General features: G+C 69.5%; 23 protein-coding genes. 11 read left to right on the top strand and 12 right to left on the bottom strand.

Features of this window, described 5'->3' with window-relative positions; translation table 11 throughout:
* Positions 1 to 6 precede the first annotated feature (6 nt).
* The 3 genes from AB0N89_RS09545 to AB0N89_RS09535 are packed head-to-tail and all read right to left on the bottom strand — an operon-like array spanning position 7 to position 2551.
* The gene (locus AB0N89_RS09545; RefSeq protein ID WP_364202277.1) at positions 7 to 609 is read right to left on the bottom strand and encodes a DsbA family protein; all 603 of its coding nucleotides are present in this window, start codon (positions 607 to 609) and stop codon (positions 7 to 9) included.
* Between the two features lie 36 nt (positions 610 to 645).
* A complete protein-coding gene (locus tag AB0N89_RS09540; protein ID WP_364202274.1) occupies positions 646 to 1128 on the bottom strand; it encodes a MarR family winged helix-turn-helix transcriptional regulator in 483 nt (160 codons plus the stop codon).
* A 1-nt stretch (position 1129) separates the two neighbouring features.
* The gene (locus tag AB0N89_RS09535) at positions 1130 to 2551 is read right to left on the bottom strand and encodes a PucR family transcriptional regulator ligand-binding domain-containing protein (protein ID WP_364202272.1); all 1422 of its coding nucleotides are present in this window, start codon (positions 2549 to 2551) and stop codon (positions 1130 to 1132) included.
* A gap of 136 nt (positions 2552 to 2687) precedes the next feature.
* Between AB0N89_RS09535 and AB0N89_RS09530 the strand changes: the two genes are divergently transcribed.
* Genes AB0N89_RS09530 through AB0N89_RS09500 form a run of 7 tightly spaced genes read left to right on the top strand, consistent with a single transcriptional unit; the run spans position 2688 to position 10008 of the window.
* A complete protein-coding gene (locus tag AB0N89_RS09530; protein ID WP_364202269.1) occupies positions 2688 to 3557 on the top strand; it encodes a xanthine dehydrogenase family protein subunit M in 870 nt (289 codons plus the stop codon).
* Positions 3548 to 4018, top strand: coding sequence for a (2Fe-2S)-binding protein (locus AB0N89_RS09525; RefSeq protein ID WP_364202267.1), 471 nt, complete (start codon positions 3548 to 3550; stop codon positions 4016 to 4018). The genes AB0N89_RS09530 and AB0N89_RS09525 overlap by 10 nt, the downstream gene beginning before the upstream one ends.
* Positions 4015 to 5364, top strand: a complete 1350-nt coding sequence (locus AB0N89_RS09520) for an 8-oxoguanine deaminase (protein ID WP_364202264.1) — start codon at positions 4015 to 4017, stop codon at positions 5362 to 5364. Before AB0N89_RS09525 ends, AB0N89_RS09520 begins: the two co-directional genes overlap by 4 nt.
* Positions 5361 to 7643, top strand: a complete 2283-nt coding sequence (gene pucD, locus AB0N89_RS09515) for a xanthine dehydrogenase subunit D (protein WP_364202261.1) — start codon at positions 5361 to 5363, stop codon at positions 7641 to 7643. Before AB0N89_RS09520 ends, pucD begins: the two co-directional genes overlap by 4 nt.
* Positions 7644 to 7675: 32 nt before the next feature.
* Complete coding sequence (locus AB0N89_RS09510) at positions 7676 to 8170, top strand: nucleoside deaminase (RefSeq protein WP_005154793.1); 495 nt, start codon at positions 7676 to 7678, stop codon at positions 8168 to 8170.
* 33 nt (positions 8171 to 8203) lie between these two features.
* On the top strand, positions 8204 to 9646 hold the full coding sequence (locus AB0N89_RS09505; protein WP_364202258.1) for an NCS2 family permease: 1443 nt from the start codon (positions 8204 to 8206) through the stop codon (positions 9644 to 9646).
* Positions 9637 to 10008 (top strand): gamma-glutamylcyclotransferase, encoded by a 372-nt coding sequence (locus AB0N89_RS09500; RefSeq protein ID WP_364202255.1) that lies wholly within the window; start codon positions 9637 to 9639, stop codon positions 10006 to 10008. Before AB0N89_RS09505 ends, AB0N89_RS09500 begins: the two co-directional genes overlap by 10 nt.
* Before the next feature lie 59 nt (positions 10009 to 10067).
* Here the strand turns inward: AB0N89_RS09500 and AB0N89_RS09495 are convergent, their stop codons facing one another.
* Complete coding sequence (locus AB0N89_RS09495; protein ID WP_364202252.1) at positions 10068 to 10757, bottom strand: hypothetical protein; 690 nt, start codon at positions 10755 to 10757, stop codon at positions 10068 to 10070.
* A 102-nt stretch (positions 10758 to 10859) separates the two neighbouring features.
* A complete protein-coding gene (locus tag AB0N89_RS09490; protein ID WP_364202416.1) occupies positions 10860 to 11411 on the bottom strand; it encodes a TetR/AcrR family transcriptional regulator in 552 nt (183 codons plus the stop codon).
* 147 nt (positions 11412 to 11558) lie between these two features.
* Between AB0N89_RS09490 and AB0N89_RS09485 the strand changes: the two genes are divergently transcribed.
* Complete coding sequence (locus AB0N89_RS09485; RefSeq protein ID WP_364202249.1) at positions 11559 to 12557, top strand: SGNH/GDSL hydrolase family protein; 999 nt, start codon at positions 11559 to 11561, stop codon at positions 12555 to 12557.
* Between the two features lie 114 nt (positions 12558 to 12671).
* Positions 12672 to 14201, top strand: a complete 1530-nt coding sequence (locus AB0N89_RS09480) for an alpha/beta hydrolase (RefSeq protein WP_364202246.1) — start codon at positions 12672 to 12674, stop codon at positions 14199 to 14201.
* Positions 14202 to 14504: 303 nt separating this feature from the next.
* Here AB0N89_RS09480 and pucL read toward each other — a convergent pair whose 3' ends face one another.
* Genes pucL through AB0N89_RS09460 form a run of 4 tightly spaced genes read right to left on the bottom strand, consistent with a single transcriptional unit; the run spans position 14505 to position 16730 of the window.
* A complete protein-coding gene (pucL, locus tag AB0N89_RS09475) occupies positions 14505 to 15383 on the bottom strand; it encodes a factor-independent urate hydroxylase (RefSeq protein ID WP_364202243.1) in 879 nt (292 codons plus the stop codon).
* A 6-nt stretch (positions 15384 to 15389) separates the two neighbouring features.
* On the bottom strand, positions 15390 to 15707 hold the full coding sequence (gene uraH, locus AB0N89_RS09470; protein WP_364202240.1) for a hydroxyisourate hydrolase: 318 nt from the start codon (positions 15705 to 15707) through the stop codon (positions 15390 to 15392).
* Positions 15704 to 16195 (bottom strand): 2-oxo-4-hydroxy-4-carboxy-5-ureidoimidazoline decarboxylase, encoded by a 492-nt coding sequence (gene uraD / locus AB0N89_RS09465; protein WP_364202237.1) that lies wholly within the window; start codon positions 16193 to 16195, stop codon positions 15704 to 15706. Before uraD ends, uraH begins: the two co-directional genes overlap by 4 nt.
* Before the next feature lie 58 nt (positions 16196 to 16253).
* Complete coding sequence (locus tag AB0N89_RS09460; RefSeq protein ID WP_364202235.1) at positions 16254 to 16730, bottom strand: helix-turn-helix domain-containing protein; 477 nt, start codon at positions 16728 to 16730, stop codon at positions 16254 to 16256.
* 103 nt (positions 16731 to 16833) lie between these two features.
* Here AB0N89_RS09460 and allB point away from each other — a divergent pair, with 103 nt between their 5' ends.
* On the top strand, positions 16834 to 18162 hold the full coding sequence (allB, locus tag AB0N89_RS09455) for an allantoinase AllB (protein ID WP_364202232.1): 1329 nt from the start codon (positions 16834 to 16836) through the stop codon (positions 18160 to 18162).
* A gap of 1 nt (position 18163) precedes the next feature.
* Positions 18164 to 19180: an allantoicase gene (gene alc, locus AB0N89_RS09450; protein WP_364202229.1), complete on the top strand. Its 1017-nt coding sequence runs from the start codon at positions 18164 to 18166 to the stop codon at positions 19178 to 19180.
* Here the strand turns inward: alc and AB0N89_RS09445 are convergent.
* The 3 genes from AB0N89_RS09445 to AB0N89_RS09435 are packed head-to-tail and all read right to left on the bottom strand — an operon-like array spanning position 19171 to position 20871.
* Positions 19171 to 19347 carry a hypothetical protein gene (locus AB0N89_RS09445; RefSeq protein WP_364202226.1) on the bottom strand — a complete coding sequence of 59 codons (177 nt, stop codon included), beginning with the start codon at positions 19345 to 19347 and terminating at the stop codon, positions 19171 to 19173. The genes alc and AB0N89_RS09445 overlap by 10 nt on opposite strands.
* A gap of 46 nt (positions 19348 to 19393) precedes the next feature.
* Entirely contained in the window at positions 19394 to 20011 is a 618-nt protein-coding gene (locus AB0N89_RS09440; protein WP_364202223.1) for a (2Fe-2S)-binding protein, read from the bottom strand.
* A complete protein-coding gene (locus tag AB0N89_RS09435; protein ID WP_364202220.1) occupies positions 20011 to 20871 on the bottom strand; it encodes a putative RNA methyltransferase in 861 nt (286 codons plus the stop codon). The genes AB0N89_RS09440 and AB0N89_RS09435 overlap by 1 nt, the downstream gene beginning before the upstream one ends.
* Positions 20872 to 20903 lie beyond the last annotated feature (32 nt).

Raw genomic sequence — 20903 nt, 5'->3', positions numbered from 1 at the left:
CCGAGTTTAGGAAACCAGCGCGCCGATCCGCTGCTCTACTTCGTCCGCGCTCGCGTTCCCGGCGACCAGCGTCACGATCCGTTCCCCGTCGTCCGCGAGCAGAGTCGGGTATCCCGTGACGCCGAGTTCTCGCGCCCGCCGGAAATCGTCCGCGGCGGAAACCCGGTCCAGCGCGGCCTCGACGGCGTCCCCGTCCAACCCCGCCCGCTGCGCGACCACGCGATACGTCGAGACGTCGGACAGGCTCAGCCCGTCGAGGTAGAACGCCTCCTGGAGCAGCGCCGCGAGCCGCACTGCGTTGTCCGGCGCGACTTCGCGCAGCGCGGCCATCCCGCAGGCGGCGGCCTCGGAGTCCATGACGAATTCGCCGTCGGCGATGAGGCGCTCGTAGCTCTCCCCGAACGGCGCCCCGGTGCGGCGGGTGATCTCGGCGTTGGCTCCCTGGACGTAGCCGAACTGCCGGATCGGCACCCGGCGCCCGTCGAGGAACAGGCCGCCGGAAACCACTTCGACCGGCAGGTCCGGATGCCGGTGCGCGACGTCGGCCATGGTCCTGGCGAATCCGTAGGACCAGCCGCAGTACGCGTCGAAGACATAGATGAGCCTCATGACGAGACCCAACGATGTCTGACCAGTCAGATATTCCTAGCGGAGCCGGGGGAGCGCGTCACGGGCGGAATGACTCAGCGTCCGCAGGTCCTGGGCGAACCGTTCGCGATGGTCCGCGGGCAGCGGGTCGAGGAAGAGCCGCTGGATGTTCTCGACGTGGACCAGCGCGGCGCGGACGGTCGTCTCCTCGCCCTTCGCCGTCAGCCGGACGAGTTGCACGCGGCGGTCTTCCGGGTCGGCGGACCGGACGACCAGGCCGAGCGTCGTCATCCGGTCGACCAGCCGGGTCGCGCCGCCGGTGGTCAGCACCTGCTCCTGCGCGATCGCGCGCATGCTCATCCCGGCCTCGCCCGCTCTGCCGACGATCAGCAGGACTTCGAACATCAGATGCGAGATCCCGCATTCGGCTTCCAACGCGCGGCCGAGCAGGTATTCGAGCCGGTTCGCCGCGCCCATCATCCGCCCGAAAGCGACCACACGCGGGTCGTAGGCGGCTTCCTTTGCCGTGGTGATGCCCATTTCAGCTCCCTGCCGACAAGGCCAAATAGACGTCGAGCTGTTCGGTGAACTCGGTCAGATCGGCGCCGAGCAGTTCGCTCGCCCGCCCGATCCGGTACCGCAAGGTGTTGACGTGGACGTGCAGCGCCCGCGCGGCCCGCGTCGGCGAACCGGAACATTCGAGGAAGACGCGCAGGGTGTGCACCAGATCGGTGCCCTGCTCGGCGTCGTAGCTCAGCAGCGGGCCCAGCACCCGCCGCCGCAACGCCGCCCGGAGGTCGTCGGGCGCGCCGGCCAGCAGCAGCCGGTGCATGCCGATCTCGCCGCCGGGGACGACCTCGATCGTGCCTGGCCGTTCCGCCGCCACGGCCAGCGCGTAGCGCGCGACCTCTTTCGCGCCTCGCAGCACGGAAACCGGGGAACGATCGCTGATCCCGATCAGCACCCGGCGGCACGGCAGCAGTGACTCCACTGTGGACAGTGCGGCGGTCGCCGCCGCGGGCCAGTCCTCGGGCCATTCGCCGTCGTCCTCGGCCAGCGCCCACGTCGTCTCCCCGGCGGGCCCGACGAGGGCGCCTGGCGGCAGTAGCTCGGTCAGGATCCCCCGCGCGGCTTCGGACCCTTCGGTGCGGGCGACGACGACGCGCAGATCGCCGCGCAGCCCGGTCGCGGTCAACGCCGCGTGCGGATCGCTTCCTTCGTCGAGCGCGGCGAGCAGCGGTTCGAGCACCCTGTCGGTGACCGCGCGGACCTCGTCCGCCCGCGTGCGCGCGAGCCCGATCAGCCCGGCGAGTTCCTCCGCGATCTCCGCCTGGGCCGCGGTCAGCGCGCCGCCGATCGCGAGCAGCCACGGCAGCGCGTGCCTTCCGCCGACCGGCCGGACGGAGACGTCGTCCGCCTCCAGGGAACGTCCGCCCGCGGCGACGAACCGCCGCACCAGATCCGTCGGCGTCCCGGCGGGCACCACCCAGCACGGGAGACCGATCTCCGCCCGCGCCCGCTCCAGCAGCGTTTCCACCGACGCGTCTTCCGTAGCCGCTGAAAGCAAACGTTTGCGAGCGCCTTCCGCCGCCGCGGCCAACGCCAGGACGACGCGTTCGGTGACGACCGAGAACGACAGATCCGTCGGCACCTCCAGCAACGGAATCCCGTGTCGCGTGCAGGCTTCGACGAGGTCTTCGGGAATCCCGTCGGAGTCCGCTCCGGATGCCGCGAGCGCCGCGGCCCCGGCCTTCGCCAGCGCGGCGACGAAAGCCTCGGAATCACCCGGCCCGCGCCACCACAGCAGCCCGCTCAGGACGAGCTCGCCCGCCGACACGTACCGCCCGGGATCGGGCAGTTCGGTGACGTAGATCCGGGACACCGGACGGTCGAGCAGAGCCGTCCCGGCGCGCACGCGCAAGCGCAGCCCGGGCAGCGCGAGCAGAGTTTTCACGGTCGTCATCAGGTTTGTAGGAAACCACGAATCGACCGGCTCGTGCTGGGGAGATTTCATGCTTCGGCACCGTTGCCGCCATACGGGGGCAAGGCGTCTACTGAGTCAGCCGTCACAGAACTCCGCCGAACCGAGGAGCCCGAGAGTGGATTTCCTGCGCCCCAGCTCGCTGACCGAGGCGCTCGCCGTCAAGGCCGAGCGACCCGACGCGGTGCCCATCGCGGGCGGCACGGACGTCATGGTGGAGCTCAATTTCGACCACCGCCGTCCCGGCGCGCTGCTCGATCTGAACCGCGTCGCCGAACTCGCCGAGTGGACCGAGAGCGACGGCAGGATCCGGCTCGGCGCGTCCGTGCCCTACGTCCGGGTGATCGCTGAGCTGGGTGAAGTTCTGCCCGCGCTCGCGATGGCCTCGCGCACCGTCGGTTCGCCGCAGATCCGCAACCGGGGCACCGTCGGCGGGAACCTGGGCGCCGCTTCTCCCGCCGGTGACACGCATCCCGTGCTGCTCGTGCTCGGCGCCGAGGTCGAGGCCGCCTCGGTACGCGGGACGCGGAGGATCCCGGCCGAGGAGTTCTACCTCGGCGTCAAACGCAACGCCCTCGAACCCGACGAGCTGATCACCGCGGTGCATCTGCCCGCCGAGGCCGGTCCGCAGCAGTTCGCCAAGGTCGGCACGCGCAACGCGATGGTCATCGCGGTCTGCTCGTTCGCGCTGGCCCTGCACCTGGACACCCGCGAGATCCGCGCGGCCGTCGGCTCCGCGGCCCCGACCCCGCGCCGGGCGAGCGCCGCCGAGGAATTCCTCTCCGCCGAACTTCCCTGGTCCACCAAGGCGGCGATCGCGGATTCGGTGAAACGCCGGTTCGGCGAGCTGGTTTCCCAGGCGGCGTCGCCGATCGACGACGTCCGCGGCAGCGCCGACTACCGCAAGCACGCGTTGTCCGTCCTGGCGCGGCGGACGCTGACCTGGGCGTGGAACGACTTCCAGAAGGGTGAACGCGAGTGCGCGTGAACGTGACGATCAACGGCGAGTCCCGCCAGGCCGACGACGTCTGGGAGGGCGAGAGCCTGCTCTACGTGCTCCGCGAACGGCTCGGGCTCCCTGGCTCCAAGAACGCCTGTGAGCAGGGCGAATGCGGATCCTGCACGGTGTACCTCGACGAGGTCCCGGTGTGTTCGTGCCTGGTCGCGGCCGGGCAGGTCGAGGGCCGCGAGGTCCGCACGGTCGAAGGGCTCGCCGAGGGTGACAAGCTCGACCGCGTCCAGCAGTCCTTTGTGGACGCGGGCGCCGTCCAATGTGGCTTCTGCACGCCCGGTCTCGTGGTGGCCGCGCACGATCTGCTCAACCGGGTCGAGTGCCCCGCCGACGAGGAGATCCGCGAGGCGCTGGCGGGGAACCTGTGCCGCTGCACCGGCTACGAGAAGATCCTCGACGCCGTCCGGCTGGCCGCGACCAGGGGAGAGACCGCGTGAAGACGGTCATCGAGAACGCCGCGATCGCCACCGTCGACGTCGCGGGCACCGAGCACGCCTCGGGCCACGTCGTCATCGAGAACGACCGCATCACGGCGGTCGGCGCGGGAAAGGCTCCCGACGGTGAGTACGACGAACGCGTCGACGGCTCCGGATGCCTGGTCACGCCCGGCCTGATCAACACCCACCACCACCTCTACCAGTGGGCCACGCGCGGCCTCGCCGCCGACCACACGCTCTTCGAATGGCTCGTCGCGCTGTACCCGGTCTGGGGCAGGCTCGACGCCGAGATCACGCACGCGGCGGCCACCGCCGGGCTCGCGCGGCTCGCGACCACCGGCTGCACGACCGTCGCCGACCACCACTACGTCTTCCCGCGCGACGGCGGCGATCAGGTCGAGGCCCTCGCCGCGGCGAGGAGCCGGGTCGGCGTGCGGCTGCACGTCGTCCGCGGCTCGATGGACCGCGGGGAGTCGCAGGGCGGGCTCCCGCCGGACAACCTCGTCGAGGAGACCGAGGCCGCGCTGCTCGGCACCGAGGCCGCGATCGACCGGTTCCACGACGACTCGGCCGGCGCGCATCTGCAGATCGCGGCCGGTCCGTGCTCGCCGTTCTCGGTGAGCGAGCGGCTGATGACCGGCGCGGCGGACTTGGCGCGCCGCAAGGGAGTCCGCCTCCACACGCACCTCGCCGAGACGGTCGACGAGGAGAAGCAGTGCCTCGCCGAAGTCGGCTGCACCCCGGCCGAGTACGCCGACAAGCTCGGCTGGCTCGCCGAAGACGTCTGGCTCGCGCACTCGATCCACCTCGCCCCGGAAGCGATCCGGCGCCTGGGCGCCAGCGGGACGGGAGCGGCGCACTGCCCGACGTCCAACGGGCGGATCGGCGCCGGGATCGCCCCGGTCCGGCAGCTGCTCGACGCCGGGGTCGCTGTCGGGCTCGGCGTCGACGGCGCCGCGTCCAACGAATCCGGTGGCCTCGGCGAGGAACTGCACCAGTCCCTGCTGCAGGCTCGGCAGCGCGGCGGACCTCGTGCGCTGACCACGCGCGAGGCGCTGTGGATGGGCACGATGGGCGGCGCGCGCTGCCTGGGGCGCGAGAAGGACCTGGGTTCGGTCGAGGCGGGCAAGCTCGCCGACCTCGCCGTCTGGAACCTGAACGGCCTGAACTACGCCGGGATCACCGACCCGGTCGCCGCCTTGGTGCTCGGCGCGACCCCGCCGATCGCGCGGCTGTTCGTCGGCGGCGCGACCGTGGTGACCGGCGGGACCCTGCGCGAGGAATCCGAAGACGAGATCGCCCGTGAGCTGGCCGTGGCCAGTGCGAGGCTGAGGGAGACGGTATGACCACCACTGAAGTCTCCAAGCGGACCACCGAAAACGGCGTGGGCGCGAGCCCGCTGCGTCCGGACGGCACGGTCAAGGTCCGTGGCGAGTTCGCGTACTCCTCGGACCTGTGGCACGAGGACATGCTCTGGGGCGCGACCCTGCGCAGCCCGCATCCGTACGCGCGGATCACCGGTATCGACATCACCGAAGCCCTTGCCGTGCAAGGGGTCTACGCGGTTCTGACCCACGAAGACGTGCCCGGCTTGAACAAATACGGCCTGGAGCACGCCGATCAGCCGGTGCTCGCCGTCGACGTCGTGCGCTACCAGGGCGAACCCGTCGCGCTCGTCGCCGCGGACCATCCCGAGACCGCGCGCCGGGCCATGAAGCGGATCAAGGTCTCGTACGAGGTCCTCGAACCGGTGACGGACTCCGAGAAGGCCGCCGCGGGCGAGGGTGCCGAGCTGCACCCCGGCGGGAACGTCGTGCGGTACGCCAAGATCCGCCACGGCGACCAGTCGGTGAAGGCCGACGTCGTGGTGTCCGGCGTCTACGAGGTCGGCATGCAGGACCAGGCCTTCCTCGGGCCCGAGTCCGGCATGGCGATCCCGGACACCGAAGGCGGCGTTGACCTTTACGTGGCCACGCAATGGCTTCACGTCGACCAGCAGCAGATCGTCGCCGCGCTGGGCTTGCCCAAGGACAAGGTGCGGCTGACGCTCGGCGGGGTCGGCGGCGCGTTCGGCGGACGTGAGGACCTCTCGATCCAGGTGCACGCGTGCCTGCTGGCGCTGCACACCGGCAAGCCGGTCAAGATGGTCTACAACCGCGAGGAATCCTTTTACGGCCACGTGCACCGCCACCCCGCGAAGATGTACTACGAGCACGGCGCGGACAAGGACGGCCGGCTCGTTTATGTGAAGGCGAAGCTGTACCTGGACGGCGGCGCGTACGCCTCGTCGACCGGTGCGGTGGTCGCGAACGCGGCCACGCTCGGCGTCGGTCCGTACAATGTGGACAGTGCTTCGGTCGACTGCTGGGGCGTGTACACCAACAACCCGCCCTGTGGTGCGATGCGGGGCTTCGGTGCGGTGCAGGCGGGCTTCGCCTATGAGTCCCAAATGGACAAACTTGCCGAAGCGTGCGGGATCGACCCTGTCGACATCCGGATCCTGAACGCGATGGAGGAAGGCAGCCTCATGCCGACCGGTCAGGTGGTCGACTCGGCCGCGCCGGTGGCGGAACTGCTGGAACGTCTGCGCGCCAAGCCGTTGCCGGTCACGCACGACGAACTCGACCTGCGCCGGATGCCCGGCGGCGTCTCCAACACCACGCACGGCGAGGGTGTCGTCCGGGGTGTCGGGTACGCGGTCGGCATCAAGAACATCTGTTTCTCCGAGGGCTTCGACGACTACTCGACGGCCCGCGTGCGGCTGCAGCTCGTCGGTGGCGAACCCGCGGCGACCGTGCACACCGCCGCCTGCGAGGTCGGCCAGGGCCTGGTCACGATCATGCAGCAGATCGTCCGGACCGAACTCGGCATCGAGCAGGTGACGATCCTGCCGATGGACACGAACATCGGCAACGGCGGTTCGACGTCGGCGTCGCGGCAGAGTTACGTGACCGGTGGCGCCGTCCAGGCGGCGTGCGTCGCGGTCCGCTCCGGGCTGCACAAGCACCTGGCGGGCAAACTCGCCGCGGACGGCAAGCTGAACGTCGTCGCGAACAAGGTCGTCTCCGTCGACGGCAGTGTGCTGGCGGACCTCGCCGACGTCCTCGGCGACGAGGTCTTCGACGAGACCGTGGAATGGCGGCACCGTCCGACGACACCCATCGATCCCGAGACGGGACAAGGGAACGCGCACGTCCAGTACGGTTTCGCGGCACACCGCGCGGTCGTGGACGTCGACACCGAACTCGGGCTGATCAAGGTCGTCGCGCTCGACTGCGCGCAGGACGTCGGCAAGGCGCTCAACCCGCAGGCGGTGCTCGGCCAGATCCAGGGCGGTTCCGCGCAGGGCCTCGGGCTCGCGGTGATGGAGGAGATCCAGACCGTGGACGGGAAGATCCGCAACCCGTCGTTCACCGACTACCTGATCCCGACCGTGCTGGACATGCCGCCGATGGACATCGACGTCCTGGAACGGCCCGACCCCAACGCGCCGTACGGTCTGCGCGGGGTCGGCGAACCGCCGACGATCTCGTCCACCCCGGCGATCGTCGCGGCGATCCGCGCGGCCACCGGGCTGGCGCTGCCGCGTGTCCCGGTGCGTCCCGAGCACCTCACCGGCACCTGATATCCGTACTTTTTCGAGCTAGGAGCACATCCGTGGGTACCCGTCTGTCCATTTCGGAGTCCGACGAGCAGAAATGGCTCGCCGAAGCCGTCCAGCTGGCCACCACGAACGTCGAACGCGGCGGTGGACCGTTCGGCGCGATGATCGTCCGCGACGGTTCGGTGCTGGCCACCGGGACCAACCAGGTGACGCCGACGCTGGACCCGACGGCGCACGCCGAGGTCGTCGCGATCCGCGCGGCCTGCCAGGCGATCGGCGACTACAAACTCGACGGCTGCGTCCTCGTCACCTCCTGCGAGCCCTGCCCGCTCTGCCTTTCCGCCGCGCTCTGGGCGCGCGTCGGCAAGGTCGTCTACGCCGCGGACCGCCACGACGCGGCCGAGGCGGGCTTCGACGACCGCGAGTTCTACGAGCTTTTCTCCCGCCCGCGCGAGACCTGGTCGCTACCCGTCGGCCAACTGTCCCTTCCGGACTCTTTCGCGCCTTTCCAGGCCTGGCTGTCGAAACCCGACAAGAAGGCTTACTAGCATCTTCCCGCCCCACAACGTTGTGGAGTAGGCATGACCCAATTAGGTACAGAGCGTCCCCACCTGCCCTCGTCCGAGCCGAGGCGGTTGTCCGGGCTCGACCGCTGGTTCAAGATCTCCCACCGCGGCAGCACGATCGGCCGCGAGGTGCGCGGCGGGATCACCACGTTCGTCGCGATGTGTTACATCGTGTTGCTCAACCCGCTCATCCTCGGCGCGTCGGCCGACATCACCGGCGCCCGGCTCAGCACCGAGGCGATCACGACCGCGACCGCGCTCGCGGCGGGTGTCACCACGATCCTGATGGGACTCGTGGGGAACGCGCCGCTGGCACTCGCGGCCGGTCTCGGCGTCAACGGCGTCGTCGCGTTCCAGATGGCGCCGACCATGACGTGGGCGCAGGCTTTCGGGCTCGTCGTCCTCGAAGGCGTCTGCATCGTGTTCATGGCGGTTTCCGGGATCCGGGAACGGATCATCAACGCGATCCCGATGCCGCTCAAGGTCGCGATCACCGTCGGCATCGGGCTCTACATCGCGCTGGTCGGCCTGGTCAGCGCCGGATTCGTCACCCGGACACCGGACTCCGCGCAGTCGACGGTGCCGGTGCGGATGGGGATCGGCGGTCACCTCGAAGGCTGGCCGATCGCGATCTTCTGCCTCGGCCTGCTGCTGATGATCGTCCTCGTGAGCCGCGGCGTGCCGGGCGCTGTGCTGATCAGCATCGCCGTCGCGACCGGGCTCGCGGTGCTGGTCAACAGCGTTTTCCAGGTCCAAGGCTGGGGACTGGTCGAACCGAAGGTGCCCGACCAGGTCGTCGCGCATCCCGACTTCAGCCTGCTGGGGGATATCGACCTCTTCGGCGGATTCGGTTCGGCGGGCGCGGTCACGGCGGCGGTCTTCCTGTTCACGCTGGTGCTTTCCGGGTTCTTCGACGCGATGGGCACGATCACCAGCGTCTCCGAGGAAGCGGGGCTGACCAAGGACGGCAAGGTCGAGGGGATGGGCCGCATCCTGCTGGTCGACGGCGCCGGCGCGCTCGCGGGCGGTGTCACCGGTTCGGCCCCGAACACCGTGTTCCTCGAATCGGCCGCCGGTGTCGGCGAAGGCGCTCGGACCGGTCTGGCGAGCATCGTGACCGGCGGGTTGTTCACCGCGACGCTGTTCCTGACGCCGATCGCGGCCGTCGTCCCGGCACAGGCCGCGGCGCCCGCGCTGGTCGTGATCGGCGGGATGATGATGGCCCAGTGCGCGCGGATCCCCTGGCGCGACCTGGATTTCGCGATCCCGGTGTTCCTGACCATCGCGCTGATCCCGTTCACCTACTCGATCACCAACGGGATCGGCGCCGGGCTGGTCGCCTACGTGCTGATCAAGATCTGCAAGGGCAAGATCCGCGAGATCGGCTGGATCCTCGGGATCCTGGCCGCGGTGTTCGGGGTGTACTTCGGGATCGAAGGGATCATGTCGTGGTTCTGATGTTCCTCAACGGCGGCGGGATGCGCGGCGGTCCGCTGCACGAACAGTTGCAGGGCGCGCCGCTGTGCTGCGTGGCCCGTTCGGCGCCGAAGTACCACTACTTCTCGGTGGGCGACCGGTTCCCGGCGATGTACGCGGGCGGTTCCGGATCCGTGGTCGGCGAGGTCTACGACCTGCCGCTGGCAGTGTTGCGGGATCACCTCGTCCCGGCGGAACCGCCGGAACTGGAGCTGGGCGTCATCGAACTGGAGGACGGCGCGGCCTGCCTCGCCACCGTCCTGCGTTCGTCCTTTGCGGACTCACCTGACCTGACGGACATCACCTCCGTCGGCGACTGGCGGGCCTACCTCGCGTCTCGCTAGCCGTCCGTGAAGGCCTCCTTGAGGGACCCAGGGTCCCTCAAGGAGGCCTTCACGGAACGTCAGAGCACGAAGACGAGGTCGCTCGCCGCCGCGTGGAACATCTCGGGCGTGCCCGCGTAGAAGGCCCGCCAGACGCCGGGCTTGCGGTACTCGGCCGACGCCGAGAAGGCCCAGGTGGTGCCGTTCCAGGTGGCGTCGGCCGTCGCCACCGTGGTCCAGCGGTAGGTGCCGAACGAGAAGTACTGGAGTTCGACCGGGATCGGATTCGCGGTGTACTGGCCCGGGAAGTCGATCGTGCCGGATCCGGTCACGGCCTTGGCCGCGTTCCGGCCCGCCGCGAACGACGTGACCTTCGCCGGGTGGAGTACGACGATCTTCGGGGTGTCGGCGCGCGAGTCCGCGATCGCCGGGTCGGCGGAGAAGAAGTCGGCGTGGTAGGTGCCGGTGCGGATCGGGGACAGCTTCGCGGTGTAGACGCCGGCGGCGTCGGTGACCGGTTTGGCCTGGGCCTCGCCGCAGAAGCCGTTGAAGCAGAAGGAGATGCCCACCTCGGCGCCCGCGATCGGGGTCGAGTCGGACTTCGTGAGCTTCCCGGAGATCGTGACGGTCTTGCCGGCGTCGATCTTGGTGCTGCTGGTGGACGTGGTGAGGGTGGACGGCCGCGCCTCGGCGGCGATCGCGGGCACCGCGCCCGCGGTGAGCAGCGCGGCGGCGGCGATGGTGCCGATCACGAGCTTCCTGATGATCATGTGCTCCCCAAACGCATTCCGGACTTGACGACCGCTAGGTCGGCCGGAAGTCGTTGCCCGTTGCGGGGAAATCCCGGTGTTCAGCAACCGGCCGTCGGTGCTTCACGCATCGGGGAGCAGCGTGCGCGCCAAGGCGACCGTCGACGCTCCCGCGACTTCGAGCGCTTCGGTGTCACGCAACGATCTGCTCAGCACGAACGCCCCTTCGAGGCTGTTCACCAAGGCGATCGTGAGCTTCCGGGCGGCCGCGGGTTCGAGGCCGTACTTGCCCAGCTTCTCGGCACCGGTCTCGATCCACGCCGTGAACACGTCGGCCGTCGCGATGCGCAGCTTCTCGTTGGTGCTGGCGACCTCCAGCGCGACCGTCGCGATGGGGCAGGCGTCGGCGTAGTCGGTCGCTTCGAGTGTGTCGGCGGCACTGGCGAAGGCCATCTCGATCCCGTGGATCAGGTCCGGCTCGTCGGCGAAGAAGATTTCGAACAGCGCGAGGTACATCATCCCGGAGGTACGGATGACCTCCTCGCCGAGCTGCTCCTTGCCACCCGGGAAGAAGTGGTACAGCGAGCCGAAAGGCGCGTTCGCGGCCTCGACGATCTGCTTCACCCCGGTGCCGGTGTACCCGTTCCGCCGGAGCAGTTCGGCGCCGGCGTTCACGATGCGTTCCCGCGTTCCAGTCACGCCTTCATGATAGAGCGTTCTATCAAACTTCCTGAAACGTGAAAGATGCTCACTTCTATTGTGGACAGAGGTGAGAACTTGTCAGGATCGGCCGGTAGTCCAACGACGGATCACGAGGTCGCCATGCGCCGCACCACCCGACTTGTCCTCGCCACCCTGCTGGCGGTCGTCTCCCTGGGGAGTGTGGGGATACCGGCGAGTGCCGCCGAGACCCCGTCGTTCCGCAAGTACGTCGCGCTCGGCGACTCCTACACCGCGGGGCCGCTGATCCCGTGGCAGCAGGCGAGCTGGTGCTTCCGGTCGAACAACAACTACCCGGCCTGGCTCGCCACCAAGCTAGGGCTCTACCACAAGTCCGGCGCCTTCACCGACGTCAGCTGCTCGTCGGCGGACACCACGAACATGCTCAGCCCGCAGACGGTCCCTTCGCCGAGCCTCGCGCTCGGGTCGGTGCCGCCGCAGTTCGACGCGCTGACCCTGGACACGGACCTGGTGACCATCGGCATCGGCGGCAACGACTACGGCGTCTTCGGCAGCCTGATCGGAACCTGCCCCGAGCTGCGCGACGACGACCCGACCGGTTCGCCGTGCAAGGACCACTTCACGATCAACGGCACCGACACCCTGCTCGCCGCGCTCAAGAACACCCAGCGGAACCTCGAACGCGTCGTCAAGGGCGTCCGGGAGCGTTCGCCCGCGGCCACCATCGTGCTGGTCGGCTACCCGCGGATCGCGCCGTCGAAGGGCTACTGCCCCAGCGTCCTCCCGTTCGCCGACGGCGACTACGCCTGGGCCGACGAGGTCGAACGCGCGCTCAACAAGGCCGTATCGACCGCCGCCCGGAAGCAGGGCGCCCGTTACGTCGACACGTATGGGCCGAGCGACGGTCACGACGCTTGCGCGGGTGACGCGGCCTGGGTGAGCGGCAAGGACACCAACCTGTTCCGCGCGGTCGCGTATCACCCGTACGCGGCGGGGATGAAGGCCGAAGCCGACCTGATCTTCAAGGCGCTCGGCGGCACCACCGCGACGTCCACAGAGGCACCGGACGCGCGGAACGCGAGCACTCCGGCCGAACTCCAGCGCAAGGCCGCCGCGGCCGGGCTTGTGCCGCGGACCTAGCCGCCCCTCAATCCTTGGTTCACCTTCCGGCGCTACCTGCGGTCGATGTTCGCCGGGTGTGCCCGCCCCTAGCGTCGGGAGCCGTTGGGAATCGAGGAAAGAAGGGGGCAGCAGATGAAGCGGCTACTGACCGCCGGGGTGATCCCGGTGGTCGTGGGCGGACTGCTCGCCGGAGCCGTTCCGGCTACGGCGAGCACGCTGAACACGACGGGCATCCCCGGCTACTACACCGGTCAGACCCTGGATTGGCATCCCTGCGCGGCGGAGGAACTGGTCTCGTTGCCGCCGGGCACCGACATCGGCGGACTCGAATGCGCGTCCTATCGCACGCCACGCGACTGGGACCGCGCGGGGGAGCGGCAGGACCTGACCATCGCGGTCAGCAGGCTGAAGTCCACCGGTGCGTCGACGGCTTCGGTGCTCACCAACCCGGGCGGGCCGGGCGGTGAGGGCCGCTGGTTCCCGGTGACGTTCCGCGGGCAGGAGAAGCTGCGCGAACACCAGGACGTCATCGGCATCGACGTCCGCGGGACCGGCAAGAGCACCAACGTCACCTGCCGGGGCGCCGTCGACGCCATCCGCGAGCTGGACCCGCGGGACCGCGACCCGGCCAATCTGAACCAGATCCTGGCCAACGCCGAACACGCGGCCAAGTCCTGCCAGACCGCGAGTGGTGAACTCGGGCCGCTGATCACCACGTACCAGACGATCAAGGACTACGACCTGCTCCGCGTCCTGCTCGGCCGGGACAAGATCAACTGGGTCGGCTACTCGGGCGGCACCTGGCTGGGAGCGCACTACGCGCAGCGGTTCCCCCAGCGGACGGGACGGTTCGTGCTGGACTCGTCGACGGACTTCACCACGGACTGGCAGAAGACGTTCGACCAGCAGCCGGTCAGCTTCGAGCGGCGCTGGCGGCAGGACTTCCTGCCGTGGATGGCGCGTTACGACGCCAAGTATCACTTCGGCACCAGTGGCGAAGAGGTCCGGCAGACCTACGAGCGGGTCCGCTATGCCTTGTCCCGCAACCCGATGGACGGGAAGGGGCCGATCCAGCTCGAGAACGTCATGATCTACCTGCTGTACAAGAAGACGAGCTTCCCGGCGCTGGCCGACCTGATGGTCAAGGTGCGCAACGCGATGGAGAACCCCGCTCCGAAGGCGAAGGCCGACGCCAAGGCCGCCGTCGAGGCGGCGGGTGACTTCCCCGACGCGGCGGACGCCACCTTCTGGAACACCGTCTGTGGCGAAGGGCGTTTCGTCGGCACCCGTGAGTCGAGGATCCGCGATTCGCAGCGGAACCTCGACCGCGGTCTGCTCCTGGCGGGCGGCGGCACGCTGAACGCGTCGGTCTGCCTGTTCTGGGACAAGCAGCCGCGTCCGCTGCCGAAACTGGACGGCAAGGGCGTGCCGCCGGTGCTGATCGTCCACTCCGAGCACGACCCGGCGACGACGATCGAGGGTGCCCGGCGGGCGCACGCGGGATTCGCGAACTCGCGGATGCTGACCGTGACCGGTGAGGGCGACCACGGGCTTTACGCGGGTGGCAACCCGGCCGTGGACAAGATCGTGGACGAGTACCTGGTCGGCGGAGCGATCCCCGCCGACCAGAGCGTCACCGGAATGCCGCTGCCGACGCCTTAGTCCGCGATGACGTCGGGGTCCTGCCCGGTCGGCGGGGCCCGGCGTTTCGCGCGTGTGGGCTTGTGGTCGCGTGGGTCGTGAGTGGCGGCGGTTCGGGTTCTGTTGGGAGGAAAGGCAAGGGTGGCGCGTCCTGTGGGGCGTCGGTACCTCGACCCAGCGTTCTCCGGCAGCTCCATGGGTCGCGAAAGCCACTTTCGGGACGTCTGGTGTCTCGAAAGTGGCTTTCGCGACACCCGAAGCCCGGCAGGCGCGCGAGCGGCAACGCCACACACGACCACCCGTACCGAAGGGCCACAACCGCCCTTAGAAAGCGGCGAGGGTGTGCCAGGCCAGGCCCGGGTCCTCCGCGTCGTCGCGGAAGACCACACCCTCGATCAGGCCGTACGGGCGGTCGGCGGCGTAGAAGACCTCGTTGTCGTTCTTCAGCCCGAACGGCGAAAGATCTACCAGGAAGTGGTGCTTGTTCGGCAGCGAAAGCCGGACTTCGGCGACTTCCCCGCGTTCCTTGAGCACAGCCTCTCCCATCGCGTACAGCGTTTGCTGCAGGGAGAGGCTGTGCTTGTCCGCGAAGGTCTCCAGCAGGATCCGCCGGACCTCCGCGTGGCTCGTGGCCCAGTCGATCCCGTCGCCCTGATAACGCCAGCGGGCGGTCACGGCGGTCGCGAGGATCCGGTCGTTCGTCTCGGCCAGCGTCGTGTACTCGTCGCGGGGGAAGCCGTGGAACTCCGAACCGGTCGATTTGAGCACGACGAGATCGTCCAGACCGGAGACGACCCAGGCCTGCCCGTCCTGAACGGTCACCGCGGTCGTCCGCTTCTCACTGCCTGCCTGGGAGAACGCGTGATCGTGGCCGGAGATGCGGTTCCAGCCGTGTTCGTCGATCAGGATCCGGGCCCCGGAGATGTGCTCGAACGAGTCGACGAAATGCCGCCCGAGACGCAGTGCGAAGTCCTCGATTTCGCCGACCGGGGACTCCTTGGCGAAGGCGTAGACGGTGTTCTTCTGGGTGTCGGTCGCGACGACGTCGGCGTTGTCGCCGGTGAGGTGCGTGGCCGCGAGGTCGCCGCGAAGCGACGTCGAGACGGTGAGGTCCTTGAGGTGGTGGACGGTGCCTTCGCGCTGCACGGTGACGAGCCGGACTTCGGCCTTGCCGTACTGGTTGGGGCCCAGGGTGATGGCCACGGGCGATCAGCTCCCTCGATAGGTGGAATAGGCGAACGGGCTCAGCAGCAACGGCACGTGGTGGTGCTCGGTCCCGTCGGCGATGCGGAAGGTCAAGATGACTTCGGGGAAGAAGGAGTCCGTGCCGAGGTGGGCGCCGGTGTCGAAGACCAGCCGGTAGACCCCGGGTTCCAGGGTGTCCGGGCCGAGGTCGCGGATCCGGCCGTCGGCGTCGGTCCGCCCATCGGCGACGGGATCGCCCGCGCCGGTTTCGAGCCGGACCGGGACGTTCGCCGCCGGCCGTCCCGCGGCGGTGTCGAGGATGTGCGTGGTCACGAGGCTCATGCCGTCACCGCCTTTTCCAGCCGCAGCGCGGCGATCTCGGCCAGCTCTTGGCCGGCCACTTCGAGTTCCTTCTCAGGGTCGTTCGAAAGCCTCGAACGCAGGTTCTCCAGTAGTTCGGCGCCACTCCGGCCGCTCGCGCAGACCAGGAAGACATGCCCGAACGTCGCTTCGTACTCGGCGTTGGCCGCGGCGAACTCGCGCGCCGCGTCACCGTCCACACCGGACTGCTCCGAGCGCGACCAGCCCGCTTCGGTGCTCGCGCCGCCCGCTTTCTCCCCGATCCGGGGATGGGCGGCCATGGCGCGCCGGACCTCTTCGGGGCGCAACGGGGTGAGCGCCTCGGACGCGGCGAGCAGGCTGGCGAGGTCGCCGTACGGGCGCCTGGCCAGCAGGGTTTCCACCCAGCGCGGGACGTCGAGGCAGGCTGTCAGCGCCGGCCGGAGGTCCTGAGCCGGAGCCTGGTCGAACTCTCGAATGGTGAGCGGCACGGGATCTGACGGTACGGCGACGATTCGGCCGCCGTCAACATTTTGTTGAAACAGGCCTTCAGTCTTGGTCCCGGTTGAGGTAGTTGTAGACCGTGAACCTCGTGACCCCCAGTGCCTCGGCGACGGTCGACACCGACTTGCGGAGGCCGAACGCGCCGCGTTCCTTGAGCAGCCGCACCGCGCGCTGCTTGGCGGCGCGGTCGAGGGTGTCGAGCTTGCCGCCGAGCTCGCGTTCGACGTCGCCGATGAGGCGGGCCAGCGCGCTGTGCAGTTCGACGGCGGGCTCGGTCGTGTCGTCGCCGACCTGCCGGAGCTGGAGGGTCACGCGGGTCGCGCCGCCGTTCAGCGCCGCTCTGGCGATGGAGGGGAGCGCGTCGAGCAGGGTGTCGGCATCGCCGCGGACGAGGGTGCCGAGCGGGCCGAAGTCGGCGGACAGGCCCGCGTCCTCCGCGGTGTCGCGGGCTTTGACGGCGTGTTCGGGTGGCGGACCCTCGCCGTGGAACGGTTCGCTGGTGAACTCGGCTTCTAACTGCACCAAGCGAAGGTAGCGCCGCCGGGGCTCATTGACGAGCAGGGTGGCCGGAGTTAATGTCGGAGTGCGAAACCTCGATTCCACTCAGTGGAAATTGGGAGTATTTATGGACTTGGTGATCAAGGCCGCCCGAGCCGTGACGGCCGCCGGAGAGGTACCCGCGACGATCGGTGTCGACGAGGGCCGCATCGTCGCGGTGGAACCCGCCGGAGCCGCGCTGGACGGCGATCGGGTGCTCGAATTCGGCGAGGACGTCGTGGTGCTGCCGGGTCTCGTGGACACGCATGTGCACGTCAACGACCCGGGCCGCACCGAATGGGAGGGGTTCGCTTCGGCGACCCGCGCCGCCGCGGCGGGCGGGGTCACCACGATCGTGGACATGCCGCTGAACAGCCTGCCGCCGACGGTCGACGTCGCGTCGCTGGAGGTGAAGCGCAAGACCGCCGAGGGCCGCGTGCACGTCGACGTCGGGTTCTGGGGCGGCGCGATCCCCGGCAACCTCGCGGATCTCCGTGGCCTGCACGAGGCAGGCGTGTTCGGCTTCAAATCGTTCCTGCTGCATTCCGGTGTCGACGAGTTCCCGCCGCTGGACGCGCACGGGCTCGAAGAGGCGATGACCGAACTGCGGACCTTCGACGGCATGATCATCGTGCACGCGGAGGACTCCGACGCGATCGATCACGCGCCCGACCCGCACGGCGAGAAGTACGAGGACTTCCTGCACTCGCGCCCGCGCGGTGCGGAGAATGTGGCGATCGCCCAGGTCATCGAGCTCGCCAGGAAGACCGGCGTCCGCGCGCACATCCTGCATCTCTCGTCTTCGGACGCGCTGCCGATGGTCGAGAGCGCGCGGCGCGACGGTGTCCGGCTGACCGCCGAGACCTGCCCGCACTACCTGAGTTTCACCGCGGAGGAGATCGGCGACGGCGCGACGCAGTTCAAGTGCTGCCCGCCGATCCGCGAGGCCGGGAACCGCGAGCTGCTGTGGCAAGGTCTCGCGGACGGCGTCATCGACTGTGTGGTGACCGACCATTCGCCGTGCACGCCGGAGCTGAAACGCTTCGACAGTGGCGATTTCGGGCTCGCCTGGGGCGGGATCGCGGGACTGCAGCTCGGCCTGCCCGCGGTCTGGACCCAGGCGCGGCAGCGCGGGTTCGCGCTCACCGACGTCGTCCGCTGGATGGCCGAGAACCCGGCCGCGCAGGCGGGGATGCGGCGCAAGGGACACCTCGCGCCGGGTCACGACGCCGACTTCAGCGTGTTCGCGCCCGACGAGGCTTTCGTCGTCGACGTCGCGAAATTGAAGCACCGCAACCCGGTCAGCGCCTACCACGGGCGTCCGCTCGCGGGCGTCGTCCGGAGCACGTGGTTGCGGGGCGAGGAGATCACCGGTGACGACCCGGCAGGCGTCCTGCTGACCCGGGGTGACTGCTGAGATGGAGGAGACCGTGAACGACCGTCCTGAGTGGACAGCCCTGCCCGACCTGGCCTCGCGGAAATTCGGCGGGACCGTGATGTGGGCGACGGACGAGTTGTTCGCCGAGAAGGAGAACCTGGTCAATCCGTGGGTGCCCGCGCACCGGACGGAGACGTTCGGGCCGAAGGGGCAGGTCTACGACGGCTGGGAGACCCGGCGGCACCGTGAGCCCGGCGACGACCAGGCCGTCGTCCGGCTCGGCCTGGCGGGCGCGATCACCGGCGTCGTCGTGGACACCGCGTTCTTCAAGGGGAACTACCCGCCGTTCGTCTCGGTCGAGGCGTGCGCCGTCGAGGGTTACCCCAGCGCCGCCGAATTGTCCACAGTGGACTGGGACGTGCTGGTGAAGCGCGGCGCGGCCGCGGGGCATACGGAGAACTTCTTCGAGATCGGCGGGAGCAAGCGTTACACGCACGTCCGGCTGACCATGCATCCGGACGGCGGCGTGGCCCGGCTGCGGGTGCACGGCACGCCGATCCCGGATCCGGGCCTGCTCGACCACGGCGCGCTCGACCTGGCCGCGCTGGAGAACGGCGCGGTGGTCACCGGATGCAGCAACATGTTCTATTCCTCGCCCAACAACCTGTTCTCACCGGGGCTCGCCGCTCATCAGGCGGAGGGCTGGGAGACGGCGCGGCGGCGTGACGACGGGAACGACTGGGTCACCGTGCGGCTGGCGGGCGCGGGCGTCGTCCGGTTCGCCGAGTTCGACAACAGCAACCTCAAGGGCAACGCGCCGGGCTGGGCGGCTTTGAGCGGCCGGGACGGCGACGGCGAGTGGGTCGAACTGCTGCCGAAGACGCGGTTGCAGCCGGACACGCGGCACCGGTTCGCGCTCGCCGAGGGACCTGAGGTGACCGAGGTCCGCCTCGACATCTATCCCGACGGCGGGATGGCGCGCCTACGTCTCTTCGGAGCGCTTTCCGAGCGGGGCCGTGCCGACCTCGCTGCGCGTTTCGAGGGCGCTCAGGGCTGAGCGCCGGGCCGGTTCAGGTACGCGGAGAACAGCGACAGGACGATCCCGATCGAGAAGATCGCGGTGAGCCACACGGCGCCGTCGATGGACAGGTTCCACACCAGGGCACCCGCCATGAGCACTGCCATGACGATGTTCCTGAGCTGCAACGGCGTCGGTTTGGCCATGCCGCCACCCTCTCACGCGCCGCCCCGGCGCTGGTCAGGGGGCGTTCTAGCCGAGGGCGGAGCGAAGCCGGCGGTCCCGTTCTTCCGGCGTCTGCCGGGGACAGCTGGTGCATTTCGGATTGCCAGCTTCGTAGATCAGGCAACAGGAAGCACGGCGCACCACGGTGTTCCGCCCGATCCGGGAGAACCGCGGTTCCGGCATCCCGAGTCCGATCGCGGCCACGAGCGGGGCCGCCAGCGTGATCGCGCGTTCGGTGTCGCCGGTCCACAGGAGGCGGTTGCCGATCGAATCCGTCGCGATGGCGCCCAGCGCGCGTGGATTCGCGCCCGTGACGTCCGAGATCGTCCCGATCGCGGTGCCCAGCGTCGCGGCGAACGCCTCGCCGAGTTCGGCGATGCCGCCGGAGAGGACCCGTGACGATCGCGCGCCGGTGAACCGGCCGTCCGGGACGAGATCGATCGTGACGGCGTCGAGCGACGGGTCCAAGGGGGAGCCGTCGCGCACGAGGGATTCCACCGACGGCGCGACGAGGACCGAGGACAGCGAGTACCACCAGATGGTGCCGAGCACTTCGGGCCGGGAACAGCCGTAGAGCTTCGCCGCGCCGCCGATGCGGGCGCTGACCCAGGCGGCGTCGGCGAGCAGGGTCGCGGGCGCCTCCATCAGGACACCGGCCGGTGCAGCGTGATACCGAACGACGTGGTGACGTCCACCGGAGCGGTGATCGCGTCGAGGCGTTCCCGGCGTCCGTCACGGTGGAGGTGGTGCGCGCTCGGGCCCATCTCGACGACCTGCCGGACCTGGGCGGGGGACAGCGTCACGCGCTGGGTGACCTCCAGCCGGTCCACCCGGCGGAACCGCTCGCCGAGGGTCTCCTCCAGCCGCGCGTCCTTGCCGCCGTCGACGGAGATCACCAGGTCGCCCAGTTCCTGCAGGTGCCCGGGATTCGGCGTCGCGACGACCAGCAGCCCGTCGGAGGTCAGGACGCGGTGGAACTGAGGGGCGTTGCGGGGCGCGAAGACGTTGAGGATCAGTGACGCGCTCGAGTCCGCCACCGGCCAGGGCTCCCACAGATTCCACACGGCCGCGCCCGCGCGCGCGTGCGCGCGAGCGGCCCGGCGCAGGGCGACGGCGGAGACGTCGAGCGCCAGTCCGTACGCGGCGGGGACGGCGTCGAGCACGTGCGCGAGGTAGTACCCCGTGCCCGCGCCGGCGTCGATGATCAGCCCGGTCTCGACGTGCTCCGAAGCCACCTTCGCGAGGGCGTCGGCGAGAGGCAGGTAGACGCCGGACGAGAGGAGGTCGACGCGCGCCGCGACCATCGGCGCGGTGTCCGCCGTACCGGCCGGGATGCGCGCGTGCAGAAGGTTGACGTAACCCTGCTTCGCTACGTCGAACGAGTGGCCCCGTCCGCAACGCACCGTGCGATCGGCTGACCCGACCGGGTCACCGCACACCGAGCACAGCAGCGACCGGACGACCTCCGGTGGCAGTGGGTCATTGCCGTGCGCACGCGCGTTCATGGGGATATTCGACCACGACGTTTCGCAACCGG

The sequence above is a fragment of the Amycolatopsis sp. NPDC089917 genome (assembly GCF_040684635.1).
In the GTDB taxonomy this organism is placed as follows: Bacteria; Actinomycetota; Actinomycetes; order Mycobacteriales; family Pseudonocardiaceae; genus Amycolatopsis.
The sequence above is the reverse complement of the archived record's forward strand: the minus strand, read 5'-3'. Positions and strand labels throughout refer to the sequence as shown.

Bases quoted from the DNA above. Each gene is read 5' to 3' on its own strand.
- AB0N89_RS09505 (WP_364202258.1), top strand. From the start codon at position 8,204: ATGACCCAATTAGGTACAGAGCGTCCCCACCTGCCCTCGTCCGAGCCG.
- pucD (WP_364202261.1), top strand. From the start codon at position 5,361: ATGACCACCACTGAAGTCTCCAAGCGGACCACCGAAAACGGCGTGGGC.
- alc (WP_364202229.1), top strand. From the start codon at position 18,164: ATGGAGGAGACCGTGAACGACCGTCCTGAGTGGACAGCCCTGCCCGAC.
- AB0N89_RS09535 (WP_364202272.1), bottom strand. From the start codon at position 2,551: ATGACGACCGTGAAAACTCTGCTCGCGCTGCCCGGGCTGCGCTTGCGC.
- AB0N89_RS09545 (WP_364202277.1), bottom strand. From the start codon at position 609: ATGAGGCTCATCTATGTCTTCGACGCGTACTGCGGCTGGTCCTACGGA.
- AB0N89_RS09485 (WP_364202249.1), top strand. From the start codon at position 11,559: ATGCGCCGCACCACCCGACTTGTCCTCGCCACCCTGCTGGCGGTCGTC.
- AB0N89_RS09480 (WP_364202246.1), top strand. From the start codon at position 12,672: ATGAAGCGGCTACTGACCGCCGGGGTGATCCCGGTGGTCGTGGGCGGA.
- allB (WP_364202232.1), top strand. From the start codon at position 16,834: ATGGACTTGGTGATCAAGGCCGCCCGAGCCGTGACGGCCGCCGGAGAG.
- AB0N89_RS09540 (WP_364202274.1), bottom strand. From the start codon at position 1,128: ATGGGCATCACCACGGCAAAGGAAGCCGCCTACGACCCGCGTGTGGTC.
- AB0N89_RS09440 (WP_364202223.1), bottom strand. From the start codon at position 20,011: ATGGAGGCGCCCGCGACCCTGCTCGCCGACGCCGCCTGGGTCAGCGCC.
- AB0N89_RS09445 (WP_364202226.1), bottom strand. From the start codon at position 19,347: ATGGCCAAACCGACGCCGTTGCAGCTCAGGAACATCGTCATGGCAGTG.
- AB0N89_RS09495 (WP_364202252.1), bottom strand. From the start codon at position 10,757: ATGATCATCAGGAAGCTCGTGATCGGCACCATCGCCGCCGCCGCGCTG.
- AB0N89_RS09435 (WP_364202220.1), bottom strand. From the start codon at position 20,871: ATGAACGCGCGTGCGCACGGCAATGACCCACTGCCACCGGAGGTCGTC.
- uraH (WP_364202240.1), bottom strand. From the start codon at position 15,707: ATGAGCCTCGTGACCACGCACATCCTCGACACCGCCGCGGGACGGCCG.